General features: G+C 56.9%; 15 protein-coding genes. 8 read left to right on the forward strand and 7 right to left on the reverse strand.

Going from position 1 to position 15194, the window contains the following annotated elements:
- Positions 1 to 40: 40 nt before the first annotated feature.
- The gene (locus HV355_RS00570) at positions 41 to 559 is read left to right on the forward strand and encodes a GNAT family N-acetyltransferase (RefSeq protein ID WP_182400665.1); all 519 of its coding nucleotides are present in this window, start codon (positions 41 to 43) and stop codon (positions 557 to 559) included.
- On the forward strand, positions 556 to 1005 hold the full coding sequence (locus HV355_RS00575) for a DMT family transporter (RefSeq protein ID WP_010431505.1): 450 nt from the start codon (positions 556 to 558) through the stop codon (positions 1003 to 1005). Before HV355_RS00570 ends, HV355_RS00575 begins: the two co-directional genes overlap by 4 nt.
- A gap of 3 nt (positions 1006 to 1008) precedes the next feature.
- Here HV355_RS00575 and HV355_RS00580 read toward each other — a convergent pair whose 3' ends face one another.
- Positions 1009 to 1242, reverse strand: a complete 234-nt coding sequence (locus tag HV355_RS00580; RefSeq protein WP_182400666.1) for a YdcY family protein — start codon at positions 1240 to 1242, stop codon at positions 1009 to 1011.
- A 101-nt stretch (positions 1243 to 1343) separates the two neighbouring features.
- Positions 1344 to 2942, reverse strand: coding sequence for an ABC transporter substrate-binding protein (locus HV355_RS00585; protein ID WP_182400667.1), 1599 nt, complete (start codon positions 2940 to 2942; stop codon positions 1344 to 1346).
- Between the two features lie 280 nt (positions 2943 to 3222).
- Here HV355_RS00585 and HV355_RS00590 point away from each other — a divergent pair, with 280 nt between their 5' ends.
- From HV355_RS00590 to HV355_RS00600, 3 genes are read left to right on the forward strand one after another with little or no spacing between them, the layout of a single operon-like run.
- Positions 3223 to 4557 (forward strand): SrfA family protein, encoded by a 1335-nt coding sequence (locus tag HV355_RS00590; RefSeq protein WP_182400668.1) that lies wholly within the window; start codon positions 3223 to 3225, stop codon positions 4555 to 4557.
- 4 nt (positions 4558 to 4561) lie between these two features.
- On the forward strand, positions 4562 to 7543 hold the full coding sequence (locus tag HV355_RS00595; protein ID WP_089600105.1) for a virulence factor SrfB: 2982 nt from the start codon (positions 4562 to 4564) through the stop codon (positions 7541 to 7543).
- Positions 7540 to 9714: a virulence factor SrfC family protein gene (locus tag HV355_RS00600; protein WP_182400669.1), complete on the forward strand. Its 2175-nt coding sequence runs from the start codon at positions 7540 to 7542 to the stop codon at positions 9712 to 9714. Before HV355_RS00595 ends, HV355_RS00600 begins: the two co-directional genes overlap by 4 nt.
- Positions 9715 to 9811: 97 nt before the next feature.
- Here the strand turns inward: HV355_RS00600 and HV355_RS00605 are convergent, their stop codons facing one another.
- Both HV355_RS00605 and HV355_RS00610 read right to left on the reverse strand, forming a co-directional pair.
- Positions 9812 to 10567 carry an alpha/beta hydrolase gene (locus tag HV355_RS00605; protein WP_182400670.1) on the reverse strand — a complete coding sequence of 252 codons (756 nt, stop codon included), beginning with the start codon at positions 10565 to 10567 and terminating at the stop codon, positions 9812 to 9814.
- Positions 10568 to 10653: 86 nt separating this feature from the next.
- Positions 10654 to 10827: a GhoT/OrtT family toxin gene (locus HV355_RS00610; protein WP_042716204.1), complete on the reverse strand. Its 174-nt coding sequence runs from the start codon at positions 10825 to 10827 to the stop codon at positions 10654 to 10656.
- Between the two features lie 244 nt (positions 10828 to 11071).
- On the opposite strand from HV355_RS00610, the gene HV355_RS00615 reads away from it, so the two are divergent.
- The 3 genes from HV355_RS00615 to HV355_RS00625 are packed head-to-tail and all read left to right on the forward strand — an operon-like array spanning position 11072 to position 11966.
- A complete protein-coding gene (locus HV355_RS00615) occupies positions 11072 to 11398 on the forward strand; it encodes a DUF1971 domain-containing protein (RefSeq protein WP_108417515.1) in 327 nt (108 codons plus the stop codon).
- Positions 11399 to 11425: 27 nt separating this feature from the next.
- The gene (locus HV355_RS00620) at positions 11426 to 11779 is read left to right on the forward strand and encodes a DUF1971 domain-containing protein (protein WP_108417365.1); all 354 of its coding nucleotides are present in this window, start codon (positions 11426 to 11428) and stop codon (positions 11777 to 11779) included.
- Positions 11780 to 11783: 4 nt separating this feature from the next.
- Positions 11784 to 11966 carry a DUF1869 domain-containing protein gene (locus HV355_RS00625; protein ID WP_010431529.1) on the forward strand — a complete coding sequence of 61 codons (183 nt, stop codon included), beginning with the start codon at positions 11784 to 11786 and terminating at the stop codon, positions 11964 to 11966.
- 38 nt (positions 11967 to 12004) lie between these two features.
- Here HV355_RS00625 and patD read toward each other — a convergent pair whose 3' ends face one another.
- Genes patD through HV355_RS00640 form a run of 3 tightly spaced genes read right to left on the reverse strand, consistent with a single transcriptional unit; the run spans position 12005 to position 15194 of the window.
- A complete protein-coding gene (gene patD / locus HV355_RS00630; protein WP_182400671.1) occupies positions 12005 to 13429 on the reverse strand; it encodes an aminobutyraldehyde dehydrogenase in 1425 nt (474 codons plus the stop codon).
- Between the two features lie 24 nt (positions 13430 to 13453).
- Positions 13454 to 14260 (reverse strand): ABC transporter permease, encoded by an 807-nt coding sequence (locus HV355_RS00635; protein ID WP_042716209.1) that lies wholly within the window; start codon positions 14258 to 14260, stop codon positions 13454 to 13456.
- On the reverse strand, positions 14250 to 15194 hold the full coding sequence (locus HV355_RS00640; RefSeq protein ID WP_182400672.1) for an ABC transporter permease: 945 nt from the start codon (positions 15192 to 15194) through the stop codon (positions 14250 to 14252). Before HV355_RS00640 ends, HV355_RS00635 begins: the two co-directional genes overlap by 11 nt.

The raw sequence follows: 15194 nt of genomic DNA on the forward strand, positions 1-15194 counted from the left end.
GTGTACCACTATAGTGAACAACTCAGCCTGAGGGTTAATCATGATCGTTCGTCATGCCAGTAAAGAAGATTGCGCCGCTATCGGTGAAATATACAACCACGCGGTCCTGCATACGGCCGCCATCTGGAACGATAAAACGGTGGATACCGATAACCGAATCGCGTGGTTTGAAGCGCGCACGCTGGTGGGTTATCCCGTACTGGTCAGCGAAGACGATGGCGTGGTAACGGGATATGCCTCCTTCGGCGACTGGCGGGCGTTCGACGGTTTTCGCCACACCGTTGAGCACTCCGTCTACGTTCACCCGGACCACCAGGGTAAAGGCATCGGGCGGTTGTTGATGAAGGCATTGATTATTGAAGCGCGAAAAATTGGCAAACACGTCATGGTGGCGGGGATCGAAGCGCAAAACCATACCTCCATTCATCTTCATGAGACGCTGGGGTTTGTCACCACGGGACAGATGCCGCAGGTGGGGACCAAGTTTGGTCGCTGGCTGGATTTAACCTTCATGCAGCTGCAGCTTGACGATCGCAGCGAACCGGATGCACTCCCATGAATCAATCGCTCACGCTGGCGTTCCTGGTTGCTGCAGGTATTGGGCTGGTGGTGCAGAACACGCTGATGGTGCGCATAACCCAAAGCTCGTCCACCATCCTCATCGCCATGCTGTTGAACTCGCTGGTTGGCATTGTACTGTTTGTCAGCATTTTGTTGATTAAGCAGGGGTTCACCGGCTTTCATGAACTGGCGTCAACGGTTCGCTGGTGGACATTGATCCCGGGCCTGCTGGGCTCGTTTTTTGTCTTTGCCAGCATTAGCGGGTATCAGAATGTGGGGGCGGCAACCACCATTGCGGTGCTGGTGGCAAGCCAGCTGATTGGTGGGCTGGTGCTGGACGTGCTGAGAAGCCACGGCATTCCACTGCGCGCGCTGATCGGCCCGGTGTGCGGCGCGGTGATGCTGGTGGTGGGCGCCTGGCTGGTGGCCCGACGCCAGTTTTGAACGTTACAGTATGGTGCCGCCTTTAGTTAGCTGTTCCTCACGCGCATCCATCTCTTCTTTGTGCTGCTTACCGTGGTGTGAAATCGCGGTGCGCAGTCGCTGCTGCTGGGTATAGCGGTCTTCCCGGCTCAGCTCTGCATCATCGCTGAGTTCAATCAGCAGTTCGTTCATGTGGGTAATCACGCTCTCTTCGATGGCGGCATCCACACGGGCTGTTACGTCGTTTAAATGTGACATTGTCACTCCTTGTTATGTGCCCGGTGGCGCTACGCTTACCGGGCCTACGGGTGCCAAATGTAGGCCCGGTAAGGCGTAGCCGCCACCCGGCGATAAAACGCTTAGTTCAGCTTCGCTTTGGAGAAATCGCTGCCCATCAGGCTCACGCTGTAACCCGTCACGTTGCTTCGGGTCGCGTAGAAGGTTTTGCCGTTCGCGAGGGCAATCCACGGCGCCTGCTGGTAGAAAATCTCCTGCGCCTGGCCGTAGAGTTTCGCACGTTCGGCCGGGTTGCTGGTCAGCTTCGCTTTATTCACCAGAGCGTCATAACCCTTGTCGCACCAGCGTGCGGCGTTGGATCCGGTTTGGATGCTGTCACAGCCCAGCAGCACGTCGGCGAAGTTATCCGGGTCGCCGTTGTCGGACATCCAGCCAAACAGCGCGGAGTCGTGCTCGCCCTTACGCATGCCGGAGAGATACTCGCCCCACTCGTAAGAGACAATTTTCGCCTTCACGCCCACTTTCGCCCAGTCGGCCTGAATCATCTCAGCGATACGACGCGAGTTCGGATTATACGGACGCTGAACCGGCATTGACCACAGGGTCACTTCTGCGCCCTTCTCCAGTCCGGCCTGTTTCAGCAATGCTTTCGCTTTTTCAGGATCGTAGCTGTAATCCTTCAGATCTTTGTTGAAGCCCAGCATATTTGGCGGAATCGGCGATTTTGCCACCGTACCCGAACCCATAAACACCGCGTTCACGATCGCCTTTTTGTCGGTCGCATAGTTCAGCGCCTGACGCACCAGCACGTTATCGAACGGTTTTTTCTCGGTGTTGAACGCCAGATAGCCGACGTTAAGCGCGTCGATTGAATGCAGCGTCAGGTCTTTGTTTTTCTTAATGACGTCAAACTGAACCGGCGACGGCGCAGGGATAATCTGGCATTCGTTGGTCTGCAGTTTCGCCAGACGGGTTTCTACGTTTGGCGTGATAGAGAAGATCAGGTGTTTGGTCGGGACCGCGCCCTCCCAGTAGTTCGGGTTTGCGACGTAGCGGATAAGCGAGTCCACCTTATACTGCTGAAGCACGTAAGGCCCGGTGCCAATTGGCCACGTATCGACGTTCTCAGGCGTGCCCTTTTTCAGCATTGCATCGGCATATTCGGCGGACAGGATAGAGGCAAAATCCATCCCCCAGTCGGCCAGAAACGCGGCGTTCGGTTCGCTAAGCGTAAACTGGACGTGGTAATCATCGACCTTTTTCACGTCCTGAATCAGCTTATCCAGCCCCACGTCGTTAAAGTATTCGTAATTGCCCTGCGAGACGTTGTGATACGGGTGCTTAGGGTCTTTCTGACGCAAGACCGAGAAAATAACGTCATCCGCGTTAAAGTCACGGGTCGGCTTGAAGAATTTATTACTGTTAAACTTCACCCCTTTGCGCAGGGTGAACGTATAGGTCTTGCCGTCCGGCGAAATGGTCCATGACTCCGCCAGCGACGGAACCGGGGTGTTCTTCACCGGGTCAAAATTGATCAGGCGGTTATACAGTACCTGAGAGCTGGCGACAAAAGACGGACCCGAACTGGCGATTTGCGGGTTAAACGACTCGGGTGAAGCCTCGGAGCAGTAAATAATGGTATCGGTGTTTGCCGCCCATGCGGCCCCTGCCGGTAAAAGCGTGCTCAACGCGAGAGCAAGCAGTGTTTTCCCTGTAGACATGGTTATAACCCTTTCAGCTTTATTATTGTGAACAGTAATAACAGCACAGCTGTTTTGACCTGACAAATAACGAAACACTATCAGGTTATTCTAAAGCAGAGTTTATTGCTGCTTTTCCAGTCAAGAAAAAAGGCGATTTGCCTTAAGTGCCATTATTCGTCAAGCACAACCGTCGCGATCAATGCCGCAAGAAATCGGCCCTTTTGGCGTCTCCTCAGCCGTTTGTTTGCGTCCCGGTTTCGTTAAAGTAACGGTGTGAAGAAGTCTATGGGACCAAATCGTGGCAAAAACACTTTTACGCAGCGGTAATCTGGATGATTTTCAGGCCGTTGGCGGCGGCGGACAGGCCGTTTATGAATCAGCGTTGCAAATCCGTGAAGCGCTTCGGCTGCGCAAACAGCAGTCTATTGTCGACTGCCTGGCCATTCCTCAGGTGAACGATGGCGGCGATCGCGTTGACTGGTATTCCCCCGTTGACGGAACGGTATCCAGCTGGAAAGCCGCAGAGGAAGATGAACGTTACCGCGCCCTGCGCTACCTGGAAAACACCCTGGCCAGCGTGGAATCGCTGAGTAAAAAGTGTCTGCAGTCACCGAAAACCGCGCAACAGCTGTTTGGTTCCCTGCTGTCAAAAACCTTCCAGTTCCCCGGCGAAAACTTCCTCTATCTGGTCGATGGCAAACCGGTGATCTGCTTCTGGGGCTTTGTGAACCTTAACGAGAACGCCCGTGACGACGTGCTTGATTGCCTGAGGGAATCGCTGATCCCGGAACCTGCGCCCGTAGTCATTGACGATCCCGAGCCAGAGCCCGAGCCCACGCCGGTGATTACCTTTGAACAAGCCGATGAGCCGCTCGTGACGCCCGCGACCAGCGTGCGCATCACCGAGGATGCGCTGTACGAACCAGAACCGCCTCGCGTGATTGTGCCGACTGTAGCAGAAGAACCGGCCCCCGAAATCGTGCCGAAAAAGCGCCGCGTCCCCCTGTGGTCATTGCCCGTCGCAGCGGTGATTGTTGCGGCAATCGCGACCCCATTACTCTGGCCAAAACAGGCACCCTCTGCTGAACCTGTCGCCGTACCGGCAGCGCCTGTTGCCATTGCGCCAACACCCATTAAGCCGGTAGAACAGCTTGCCATGAACCTGCCTCTGCACCAGGCCGAAGTGCTGGAGCCGAAGGTACAAGCGCCCGTCGCAAAACCAGAGCCTGTCGTGATTGCCGCGATCCCGAAAGATGCCATGGTGATGGAGGCCAATCAGGTCAAAGCAGGCTCGACACGGTTCCTGAACGGAACCTGGCGCGCCCTTCTCGACGTGAAAGATCCGGTCACCGGCAAGCCGCCGTCACTGCGCTACCAAATACAGAATAATAAAGGCACCGCGCGCGTGGTTCACGGCGACAACATCGTTTGCCGCGTCGAGGTGTTCTCCGGGCTGCACAGCAACGGTGAGTTACTGATTAAAACGCGCGGCAACGCCCGCTGCACGGACGGCTCACGCTATCCCATGCCTGAAGTCGCCTGCAAAGCAGGCACCAGCGATGTGGCGGAATGTAGCGCACGTTATGATGCCAACACCGTCGTTCCACTGACGTTCAAGAAAGCAGGTGCGTGATCCTATGCTGGTAACTCTTTGCGACTATAAACAGAGCGTCACGCTCATTGCTAACAGCGGCGTACAGTTCCTTGATTTTGGCCTGACCCCGCAGGACACCGCCAGCAATGGTCGTTTCGTGCGTAAAACGGCAAATGGCCCGCTGCTGCGCCTTGATTTCGACCTGGTGAACGGCCGTTACACGCTCCCGGCGAGCGGCGGCAGCCAGCCGGAGGTGGTGAAGCCGGAAAGCACCATTCCACTGCATCAGTCTCTGACGGTACTGGACGGTGTCTGGCTCCCGCTACCGTTCCTGCGCTTTAATCCTCCGCGCACCTTCGTTGATGGCCCGGACAACTGGGCTCGCGTGCAGGTGCGTAAACTGGATACCCCGGATGCGGCAGGCAATACGCATCGCGTGACCCTCGCGCTCGACAGCCAGATTGCAGAACACGCCACTTCCGCGCTGTCGCCTGTCGAAAACGACATTCTGAACGGCACCCGTTTCGCCCTCGCCTGGCGCGATGAGGAAGTGGAGAACTTCCTCGATCAGACCTGGATTGACGGCTGGCTGCGCGAAGCCTTTACCCAGTTTGCGGACGGCGTTGAAAAACGCTCTGAGCGCGAGTTGTACCAGGCAATGCGCAGCTTTGAATATCAGGCGCACTGGCTCAATCTCCTGTCGATGCTCGGCGAGCAGTTGACCGTGCCTGAAGTGAAATTTGTCACCCACACGCTCAGCACCCCTGCCATTCCGGTCGACCTGATCCTCGATGTGGGCAACACCCACACCTGTGGCGTCATTATTGAAGATCATGGCGATGCGAACGATGGGCTGCGCCAGACCGCCGAGCTGCAGGTCCGCTCGCTAAGCGAACCGCAGTTCCTGAATGAGCCGCTCTTCACCAGCCGCCTGGAGTTCTCCGAAGCGCGTTTCGGCAAGCAGCACTTCTCCGTGGAAAGCGGCCGTGAAGATGCCTTCGTCTGGCCGTCAATCGTGCGCGTGGGAGACGAAGCGCGCAAACTGGCGATGCAGCGCCTGGGTACAGAAGGTAACAGCGGTATCTCCAGCCCGCGTCGCTACCTGTGGGACGAAACTCCGGTGGTTCAGGACTGGCGCTTCAGCCAGATGAACAGCAAAACCCAGCGTGAACCGCTGGCGACCGCGTTCCCGCTGATGAACCTGATGAACGATGACGGTGAGCCGCTCTTCACCCTGCCTCAGGATGAACGTCTGCCGGTATTTTCCCCGCAGTACAGCCGCAGCACGTTAATGACCCATATGCTCTGTGAGCTGCTGGCACAGGCGCTGGGGCAGATCAACAGCGTCGCCACACGCCTGCGCCTGGGCTTCCCGGCGTCTCCGCGTCAGCTGCGCACGCTCATTCTTACCCTGCCCTCGGCCATGCCGAAACAGGAGCGTGAGATTTTCCGTCGTCGCATGTTTGAAGCCATTGCTATCGTCTGGAAAGCGATGGGCTGGCACCCGCAGGATGAAGATTTTGCCAGCCGCAAACAGCAGGAAAAAAGCGTGGTGCCGGTACCTGAAATTCAGATGGAATGGGACGAAGCCAGCTGCGGCCAGCTGGTCTGGCTGTATAACGAAGCCATCTCCCATTTCGGCGGCCAGACAGAAGCGTTCTTCGCTTCCCTCGCCCGTCCGGATCGTGAGCCTGAACCGGGCGTTCAACCCGGGCGTTCGCTGCGCGTGGCCTCCATTGATATTGGCGGCGGTACGACGGATATGGCGATTACGCACTATCAGCTAGACGACGGTTCCGGTAACAACGTCAAAATTACCCCGCAGCTACTGTTCCGCGAAGGGTTTAAGGTCGCCGGTGACGACACGCTGCTGGACGTGATCCAGCGCTATGTGCTGCCTGCGCTGCAAACCCAGCTGCAGAAATCCGGGATTGCGGACGCTTCCCTGCTGATGGCGTCGCTGTTTGGCGATTCCGGACGCATTGACACGCAGGCCGTGCTGCGCCAGCAAACGGCGCTTCAGCTGTTTATGCCGATTGGACATGCGATCCTCGCCGCGTGGGAATCCAGCGACATTGACGATCCGCTGGCCGGACTGCATGCCACCTTCGGCGATCTCCTTGCGCAAAAACCGACGCGCAACGTCCTGAACTATCTGCAGCAGGCGATCGACCATGCGCTGCCCGCGGGGTCAGAAGCGTTCGATCTCTTTGCCGTTCCGCTGCACGTTAATTTCCGCGAGATGCAGGATGCGATGCTGGCCGGACAGTTCACGCTGGCGTCTCCCCTTCATGCGGTGTGCGAGGCCATTTCCCATTACAGCTGCGATATTTTGCTGATCACGGGCCGCCCGGGCTGCCTGCCGGGTGTCCAGGCGCTCATTCGCCACCTGCAGCCGGTGCCGGTCAACCGCATCGTCTGGCTGGATAAGTATCAGGTGCATGAATGGTATCCATTCAGCCAGCAGGGGCGTATCGGCAATCCTAAATCTACTGCCGCCGTCGGCGCGATGCTGTGCAGCCTGGCGCTGGATCTTCGCCTGCCGCGTTTTAACTTCAAGGCAGCCGACATTGGCGCATACTCGACGGTTCGCTACCTGGGCGTGCTGGATAACACCATCAATACCCTGCGCGAAGAGAACGTCTGGTACCAGGATATCGATCTCGATAAGCCGGGCGCGAAGCTGGATGCCCGTCTCCATTTCCCGCTACGCGGGAACGTCACGCTCGGCTTCCGTCAGCTTGCAAACGCCCGCTGGCCAGCGACGCCGCTGTATACCCTGAGCATTAACTCTGCTGAACTGGCAAAAGCCATTGCAGGCGACGGCGTGCTGAACGTTCGCCTGAAGCTGCGCGGCGGCAGCAAGCACGAAGGGCCGGAGTCCTTCGAGCTCAGCGACGCCTGGCTACAGGACGGCACGCCGGTTCCCCCGGACGCACTGACCTTTAAACTGAATACCCTGGCCGATCGCCGACACAGCGGCAGCCACTACTGGATTGACAGCGGGAGCGTATACCTGAAATGACTGTGACGACTGCCACCACTCAGGCCTTAATCGGGTGGATTAACGACACGCGCCTGCACGCTCCCATGCTGGATAACGATGCTGATGCCCTGCTGTCACGGGTCACGTCCGCCCAGGCGCGTGAGCAGGCCATTGACCGTGCCCTCCTGAGCCAGAGCAGCATCGGGCTGTACGGCCATTCCCAGGCGGCGAAATCGCATTTACTCACGTCATTGTGCGGCAGCGGTAATGGTCGTCTGAACGTGTCACCCGGCCAGCGCACGTTCGACTATTTTTCGCATATCAATCCAGGCCATGCGGCAACGAATATGGCCATTCGCTTCACCCGCGAACAGCGGGATATTGCCGATGAGGCGTTTCCGCTGCGTCTGCGACTGGTGACCGAAGCCGAACTGGTCCAGCTGTTTATTGCTCGCATCACCCTGCACCCGCAGATCCGCCCGGTGGATAAATCCGTGATTGAAACGCGGCTGGAGAAGTGGCGCGCCTTGCGTCAACCGCAGGGCGTTCCGGGGATCACCGCACAGGAAGTGGGTGCAATCGCCCGTTTCTGGCAGAACACCGTTCCCGGCTGGAAACAGCACATAGACGATGCCCTGTGGCACCAGTTCGCACTGCTGATCCCCTCGCTCGATCTCAGCACGCGCGCCAGCGTCTGGTCACTGCTGTGGGGAGAACAACAGGAGTTAACCCAACAGTGGCTTAAGCTCGCCCACGTTCTGCATCAAACCAGCCATGCCACGCTGCTTGCGGCCCCCCTTAGTCTGCTGGTGGATAATTTTGGTTTGCCGAGTGAAGGTTTCCTGACTCACGGGGCGTTAACCGCGCCGGAGGCGCAGGAAGCGCTGCTGCACCCGATCGGCGACGGTGACGTGCTAAATGCCATCAGCATTCCCGTTGATATCCTCGCCTTCCTTACCCGTGAGCTGGTACTGCCGGTAGAGGGATGCGTCATTGATAATGTTGATATTATTGACATTCCTGCGCTGTCTGACGACGGAGCTTCGTTGATGACGCAGGCCAAATGCCTGTGGCTGCTGGAACATTATCGTCAACAGCTACAGCCCGATGTACTGGTCATCTGTAACGCCACCGCACATCATCAGCAGACGGCAAAAGCTGCGCGAACCCTTCAGAACTGGGTCAAAGAGACGCAGCCTGCGGAAGAATCCGCTCTCCCGGGTCTCGTGTGGGCAATTACGCCGCACGACGCGCGTTTTACGACGAAACAGAATCTGGATGAAGCCGTCCAGCACCTGCTGGGCCAGCCGGGTCTGCGCTGGGGTACGCTGCAGGCGCTGGACAGCCACAGCATGCAGCGCATGATTGAGTGGCTTTCTCAGGCCACGCTGCCGTCTCAGCGTCACAAGCGGCTCCATAAGCTAAAAACGCTTTTACAGCTGGATCTGGCGGCACTCATGCAACCTTACCTTGCCCCCGTCACACAGGGTGCAGGGGAAAGACGTTCTCAGGCCGAAAATATGGTGAGAATGCTGCAAAGCAGCGCCGCACGCCACGGTGAACTGCTTGAAGGGCTTTTACCGCCGCTCAAAGCCTTTGAAACGCTGCTGGCAGTACAGCAGCCGCGCGAGGAGCAGGTCAACGGGTTGTTCACCGACGTGATTGACCTGTTCGCGGAAAATACGCAGGAAAGCACCGGTACCGTTCAGACCAAAGATAAAGCACGCCTCGCGCACAAGGTGTGGATTAACCATCTGCGTCAATGGAGCCGCAACGATGCCGCCGCCGCCCGGTTAGGCCTTGAACCGGCGGTTTTACAGCAGGTTGCCGATGTACTCGTCGTCGCCAGTTATCGTCTGGATTTACCTCAGCAACTGCAGCGGATCGTTGAGACGGATAAAAGTAGCGCCGCGCAACTGCATGCGGTGATGGGCAATTTCATTGGCTGGCTGGGTTACGATAAAATGCCGGTTACCGGGCGTCCTGCAAGCCGCATCCGTAAAGGCAAGGCAATCTTTGTTACGCCCATCGTGAGCAGTGCCACCCCGCGTCTCGCGCGTCTGGGCGAGCAACCCGTCCATGCCGCAACGGCATATGTGTACGACTGGCTGGTTGCACTTTATAGCCGCGCGATAGAGAACATTGATTACCAGCATCCACATGATGTCCAGCCTGGCGCGCGTCAGGCCTTATACGCATTATTGCGCTGAACGCTGATTAACAATGTAGCCGCTTTTCTTGCCGGGTGGCGCTGCGCTTACCCGGCCTACATCCTGATATTTTGGCCCGCAGCAGTGCGGGCCATTATCACACCACCATACAACCGGCTAGCGTCTGCGCCAGCGCAGAGGGATTTTCCCACGACATTGAGTGCCCCGCCGCAGGGATGATTTTCACCTCAACGCCCTTCTGCTTCAGATTCTCCACGTCGTCATCAGGCAGCGACTGCTCGCCGAAAATCAACGTAACCGGACAGGCAAGCGACAGGAATTGCGTTGCCCAGTCAGGTTCAACACCGTGCACGAGGCTCGACGCGCCCCGCCAGACGGCATAAGGAGCATTGCTTTTCAGGCAACCCGCCCACGCCGTCGTTTCCGCGCTCAGCATGGCGTCATAACCCTGCGTCAGAAACTGTTGCTCGGTTTGTGCGGCAATTGACCGGCTGAACATTCCCCCACCCGCATGAAAATTGGGTTCTGAGACCATCAGTCCCTTCACGCGCGTTGCCAGCAGCCCCGCCGTTTCGATAGCAATGCTGCCGCCCATGCTGTGGCCGTATAACCAGAAGGCATCCAGTTTAAGGTGATCAATCAGTTCCGCCACAACGTACGCCTGGTCGGTAGTTTTATAGCTGTAGTGCTCAGACTTATCGCTGTAGCCGCTGCCGGGCAAATCGATGAGAATCGCTCTGCGCGCGCCAAACAGCGGGTCATGAACGACACGGGGATATTCATAGGAAGAGGCGCAGCCCAGCCCGTGAATGAACACCACGGGATCGCCGGTACCGGGCAAGTCATGCCAGCGCACGGTGCAACCGGCCTGCTGCGAGTAAAAACTGTTCATAAGCACTCCTTTTACGATGCACTGTGTATTTATACAGTTATCGTATCTGGAATGCCATGTTCATCGTTTAAAAATGGAAGCGTGCTTCAGAAAAGCGAGATCAGCAGCGCAACGGGAAAGCTCATTGGCCACGTTGAGCCCACCAGAAAAGCGCTGAGCAGGCGGATACGTTTGCGGTCTTTGGAGAGGAACCAGGTAATTAATGCGCAGAGAGAAGCCATGATTGCGTAAAAAACCAACATCTTTTGATACAACGTCATTCTGTATTCCAGAGCCGAAAAAATAACCGCACGCAATATGCGTCATATGTTGATACAGATCAAGTTTTTTCGTTACAGAATAACCACTTAAAATTTATGGATAATAACAACTGAGTATCTTGCGTAACAAACAGGGAGAGCAGGCAATACTCCTTACCTATAACACGCATCTTAAATGCACTTTTTGACAAATCCTCTGTTTTTGAAAGGCGTCTAATAAAGGCAGACATTCATGGGAGGCAAAATGCTACGCATTCCGCAGAGTTGTATTCATACCCGTTCCACCCCTTTCTGGAATCGAGACACCGCCCCTGCCGGGATCTTTCAGCGTCATCTCGACACGGGTACCCGTCCGGGCGTTTATCCGCGCCTTTCCGTTATGCAAGGCGCCGTACGCTACTTAGGCTACGCCGATGAACTGACGCCCGAGCCTGACAGCACATTGATTATCAAGGCCGGGCACTTCGGTGTTTTTCCGCCGGAGAAATGGCATCACATCGAGGTCATGTCCGATGACACGCTGTTCAACATCGATTTTTTCGTCGAACCCGAGGTACTGAGGTCGCTTTAAGTGGCTTTTAGTTAATAGGAAATCATTATGCTACGTATTCCTGAGAATTTTGTGCATACCCGCTCCACGCCCTTCTGGGATAAAGACACCGCGCCAAAAGCCCTTTTCACCCATCATAATACGAAAGCCAGCGTCTACGGCCGTTTGTCCGTGATGCAGGGCGCGGTGCGCTATTTTGGCTTCCCGGATGCAGACGCAACAGAACCGGATTTGGAACAGGTGATCGAGGCTGGTTCGTTTGGCATCTCACCGCCGGAAAAATGGCATCGCATTGAGCTGTTGACCGACGATACCTATTTCAATATCGACTTTTTTGCCGATCCTGACGTTACGCTTCAGGGCGCAGGTATCGGGAAAGTTGTTAATACATATAAGGAGTAACGTCGTGAGTAAAGCAACGTACACCGTGACCGTGACCAACAACAGCAACGGCGTCTCGGTGGATTATGAAACTGACGCACCAATGGAGTTGCTTATCCCCGACGTCGCCGCAGACGTGGTGAAAGATTTGGTGAATACCGTCCGCGCTTACGATACGGAAAATGAGCACGAGGTATGTGGCTGGTAAATAAAACGCCCGGCGATACTGGCCGCCGGGCATGGTTTTTAGTGTTTTATCATCACATGCCGGACAACCGTATAATCCTCAAGCCCGTAGACCGACATATCTTTGCCGTAGCCGGATAATTTCATGCCGCCGTGCGGCATTTCACTCACCAGCATAAAATGGGTATTCACCCAGGTGCAGCCATACTGCAGGCGCGCGCTCAGGCGATGGGCGCGGCCCACGTCTTTGGTCCAGACCGACGACGCCAGGCCATATTGCGAATCGTTGGCCCAGGCAAGTACCTGCGCTTCGTCGTCAAATTCCGTCACGCTGACCACCGGACCAAACACCTCGCGTTGAACAATTGCATCTTCTTGCTTCGCCCCGGCCAGCAGGGTTGGCTGGAAGTAGTAGCCCGCCCCGTCGTGTTTACTCCCGCCGGTCACCACGCGGATATGGCTCAGCGCTTTTGCCTCGTCAACCGCGTTGCACACGCGTGACAGGTGTGCGGCAGAGCTGAGCGGGCCAAGTTCTGTCGACTCGTCCTCCGGCGCCCCCATTTTCAGGCTGGCGACGGCGGCCCCAAGCTTCTCAACCAGCGCGGCGTAAATGCCCTTCTGAGCATAGATACGGCAGGCGGCGGTGCAATCTTGTCCGGCGTTGTAGAAACCGAACGTGCGCACGCCTTCCACCACGGCGTCCAGATCGGCATCGTCAAAAACAATCACCGGTGCTTTACCGCCCAGCTCCATATGGGTGCGCTTAATTGAGGAAGCCGTATGGCTGATAATATGCTCTCCCGTGGCAATCGACCCGGTGAGTGAGACCATGCGAACTTTTTCATGCCCGGTGAGCGGGTCGCCGACGGTTTTACCGCGCCCAAAGAGAACGTTAAGTACGCCTGCCGGGAAGATGTCTCTGGCCAGCTCGGCCAACTTTAAGGCCGTCAACGGGGTGATTTCAGAAGGTTTAATCACCACGCAGTTGCCTGCCGCCAGCGCGGGGGCCAGCTTCCAGGCAGCCATCATCAGCGGGTAGTTCCACGGCGCAATGGACGCGACGACGCCGACCGGATCGCGGCGGATCATTGATGTATGCCCTTCAAGATACTCGCCGGCGGCCAGTCCATTCAGGCAGCGCGCCGCGCCCGCAAAGAAGCGAAACACATCGACCACCGCCGGGATTTCGTCCCCCAGCGCGCAGTGCAGAGGCTTTCCACAATTTAGGGATTCGAGCCGGGCGAACGCTTCAGCATGCGCTTCAATGGCATCAGCCAGCTTCAGCAAACACTCGGCGCGGGTTTTAGGCGTCGTTTGCCCCCACTCCGTAAACGCGCGATCCGCAGCCTGAACGGCCGCATCGACCTGCGCCGCTGACGCTTCAGCAATATCCAGCAGTACGTCGCCGGTGGCAGGGTTGTAGACCGGCTGCGTTTCCCCTTCACCGGCCACCAGTTCACCATTAATCAGCAGTAGTTTTTGCATAGCATTGTCCTGTTGAAATCAATGTTATTTCCCGCTTTCGGCACCGTTTTCGCCGTCGCGGGTTAGCCACCAGGCTCCCAGAATGGGGATGGTTGTGACCAGCATCACCAGCAGTGCAACAACGTTGGTGACCGGTACGTCACGCGGACGACCGAGCTGGTTGAGCAACCACAGCGGTAACGTGCGCTCGTGTCCCGCCGTAAATGTCGTCACGATAATTTCGTCAAACGACAGCGCAAACGCCAGCATCCCTCCGGCCAGCAGCGCCGAGCCCAGGTTAGGCAGCACCACATAGCGAAAGGTTTGCCAGCCGTCTGCACCTAAATCCATCGACGCTTCCACCAGACTCCAGGACGTGCGCCGGAACCGGGCAATCACGTTGTTGAAAACCACCACCACGCAGAAGGTGGCGTGTCCTACAACGATGGTGAAAAATCCCGGCTCAAGGTTGATGGTTTTGAATGCCGTCAGCAGCGCCAGGCCGGTGATAATCCCCGGCAGGGCAATCGGCAACAGCAGCAGCAGAGAGATCGCATTTTTACCAAAGAACTCGCTGCGCCACAGTGCCGCTGCAGCAAGCGTGCCAAGCACGAGTGCAATGCCGGTTGATAAGCTGGCGATTTTAAGTGACAACGTCACTGATTCAAGAATATCTCCACGCCCTGCCGCCACGCTGAACCACTTGAGCGTTAGCCCCTGCGGCGGGAAGCTGAAAGCCGCGTCCTCGGTATTGAACGCATAGATCGCGATAATCAGCAGCGGGAAGTGGAGGAAGATGACCCCGCCCCACGCGGCCACTTTCAGGAACAACGGTGCGCGATCAGAGTGCATCGAATGCTCCCAGGCGTTTCACGAACGCCAGATAAAGCGAGATCAGCACAATCGGAACCAGCGTGAATGCGGCAGCCATGGGCATATTCCCAATGGCCCCCTGCTGGGCGTAGACCATGTTTCCGATGAAATATCCCGGCGGCCCCACCAGCTGCGGCACGATAAAATCCCCGAGCGTCAGCGAGAAGGTAAATATTGATCCTGCCGCAATCCCCGGAATAGCCAGCGGCAGAACCACGTAGCGGAAGGTTTGGCGCGGACGCGCGCCCAGATCGGCAGACGCCTGTAGCAGAGAAGCGGGTAACCTCTCCAGCGCCGCCTGCACGGGTAGGATCATAAACGGCAGCCAGATATAGACGAAGACCAGAAAGCGGCCCAGCCCTGATGTCGACAATGTGTTACCGCCAATCGCCGGAAGCGTAAGCAGAGAAATCAGGAGCGGCTCAAGCCCCAAATGGCTGAGAAACCACTGTGCCACCCCATCTTTCGCCAGCAGCAGCGTCCAGGCGTAAGCCTTAACGATATAACTCGCCCACATGGGTAGCATCACCGCGATGTAGAAAAAGGCTTTCCACTTACCGCGGGTATAACGCGCCATATACCACGCCATCGGAAACGCGAGGATCGCGCTGGCGACAGTGACCGCAAGAGCCATCACCAGCGTGCGCAAGATGATGTCGTAGTTTGCCGGGTTGAAAAGTGCCTGAACGTTCGCAAAGGTGAGATCGGGCGTCACCGACATGGTGAAGTCGTCGAACGTATAGAAACCCTGCCACAGCAGCGTCAGAAGCGAACCCAAATAGACGATGCCAAACCACATCAGCGGCGCGAGAAAGAGCAGGAACAGGCCGAGCGACGGTTTACGCCAGAACAAGGCGGTAATACGGCTTAACCTACCGTGCGGCGCGGGCGTGGGTGAAACGCTCATGTCCAT

The sequence above is a fragment of the Enterobacter sp. RHBSTW-01064 genome, from assembly GCF_014103035.1.
Lineage (GTDB): Bacteria > Pseudomonadota > Gammaproteobacteria > Enterobacterales > Enterobacteriaceae > Enterobacter > Enterobacter mori.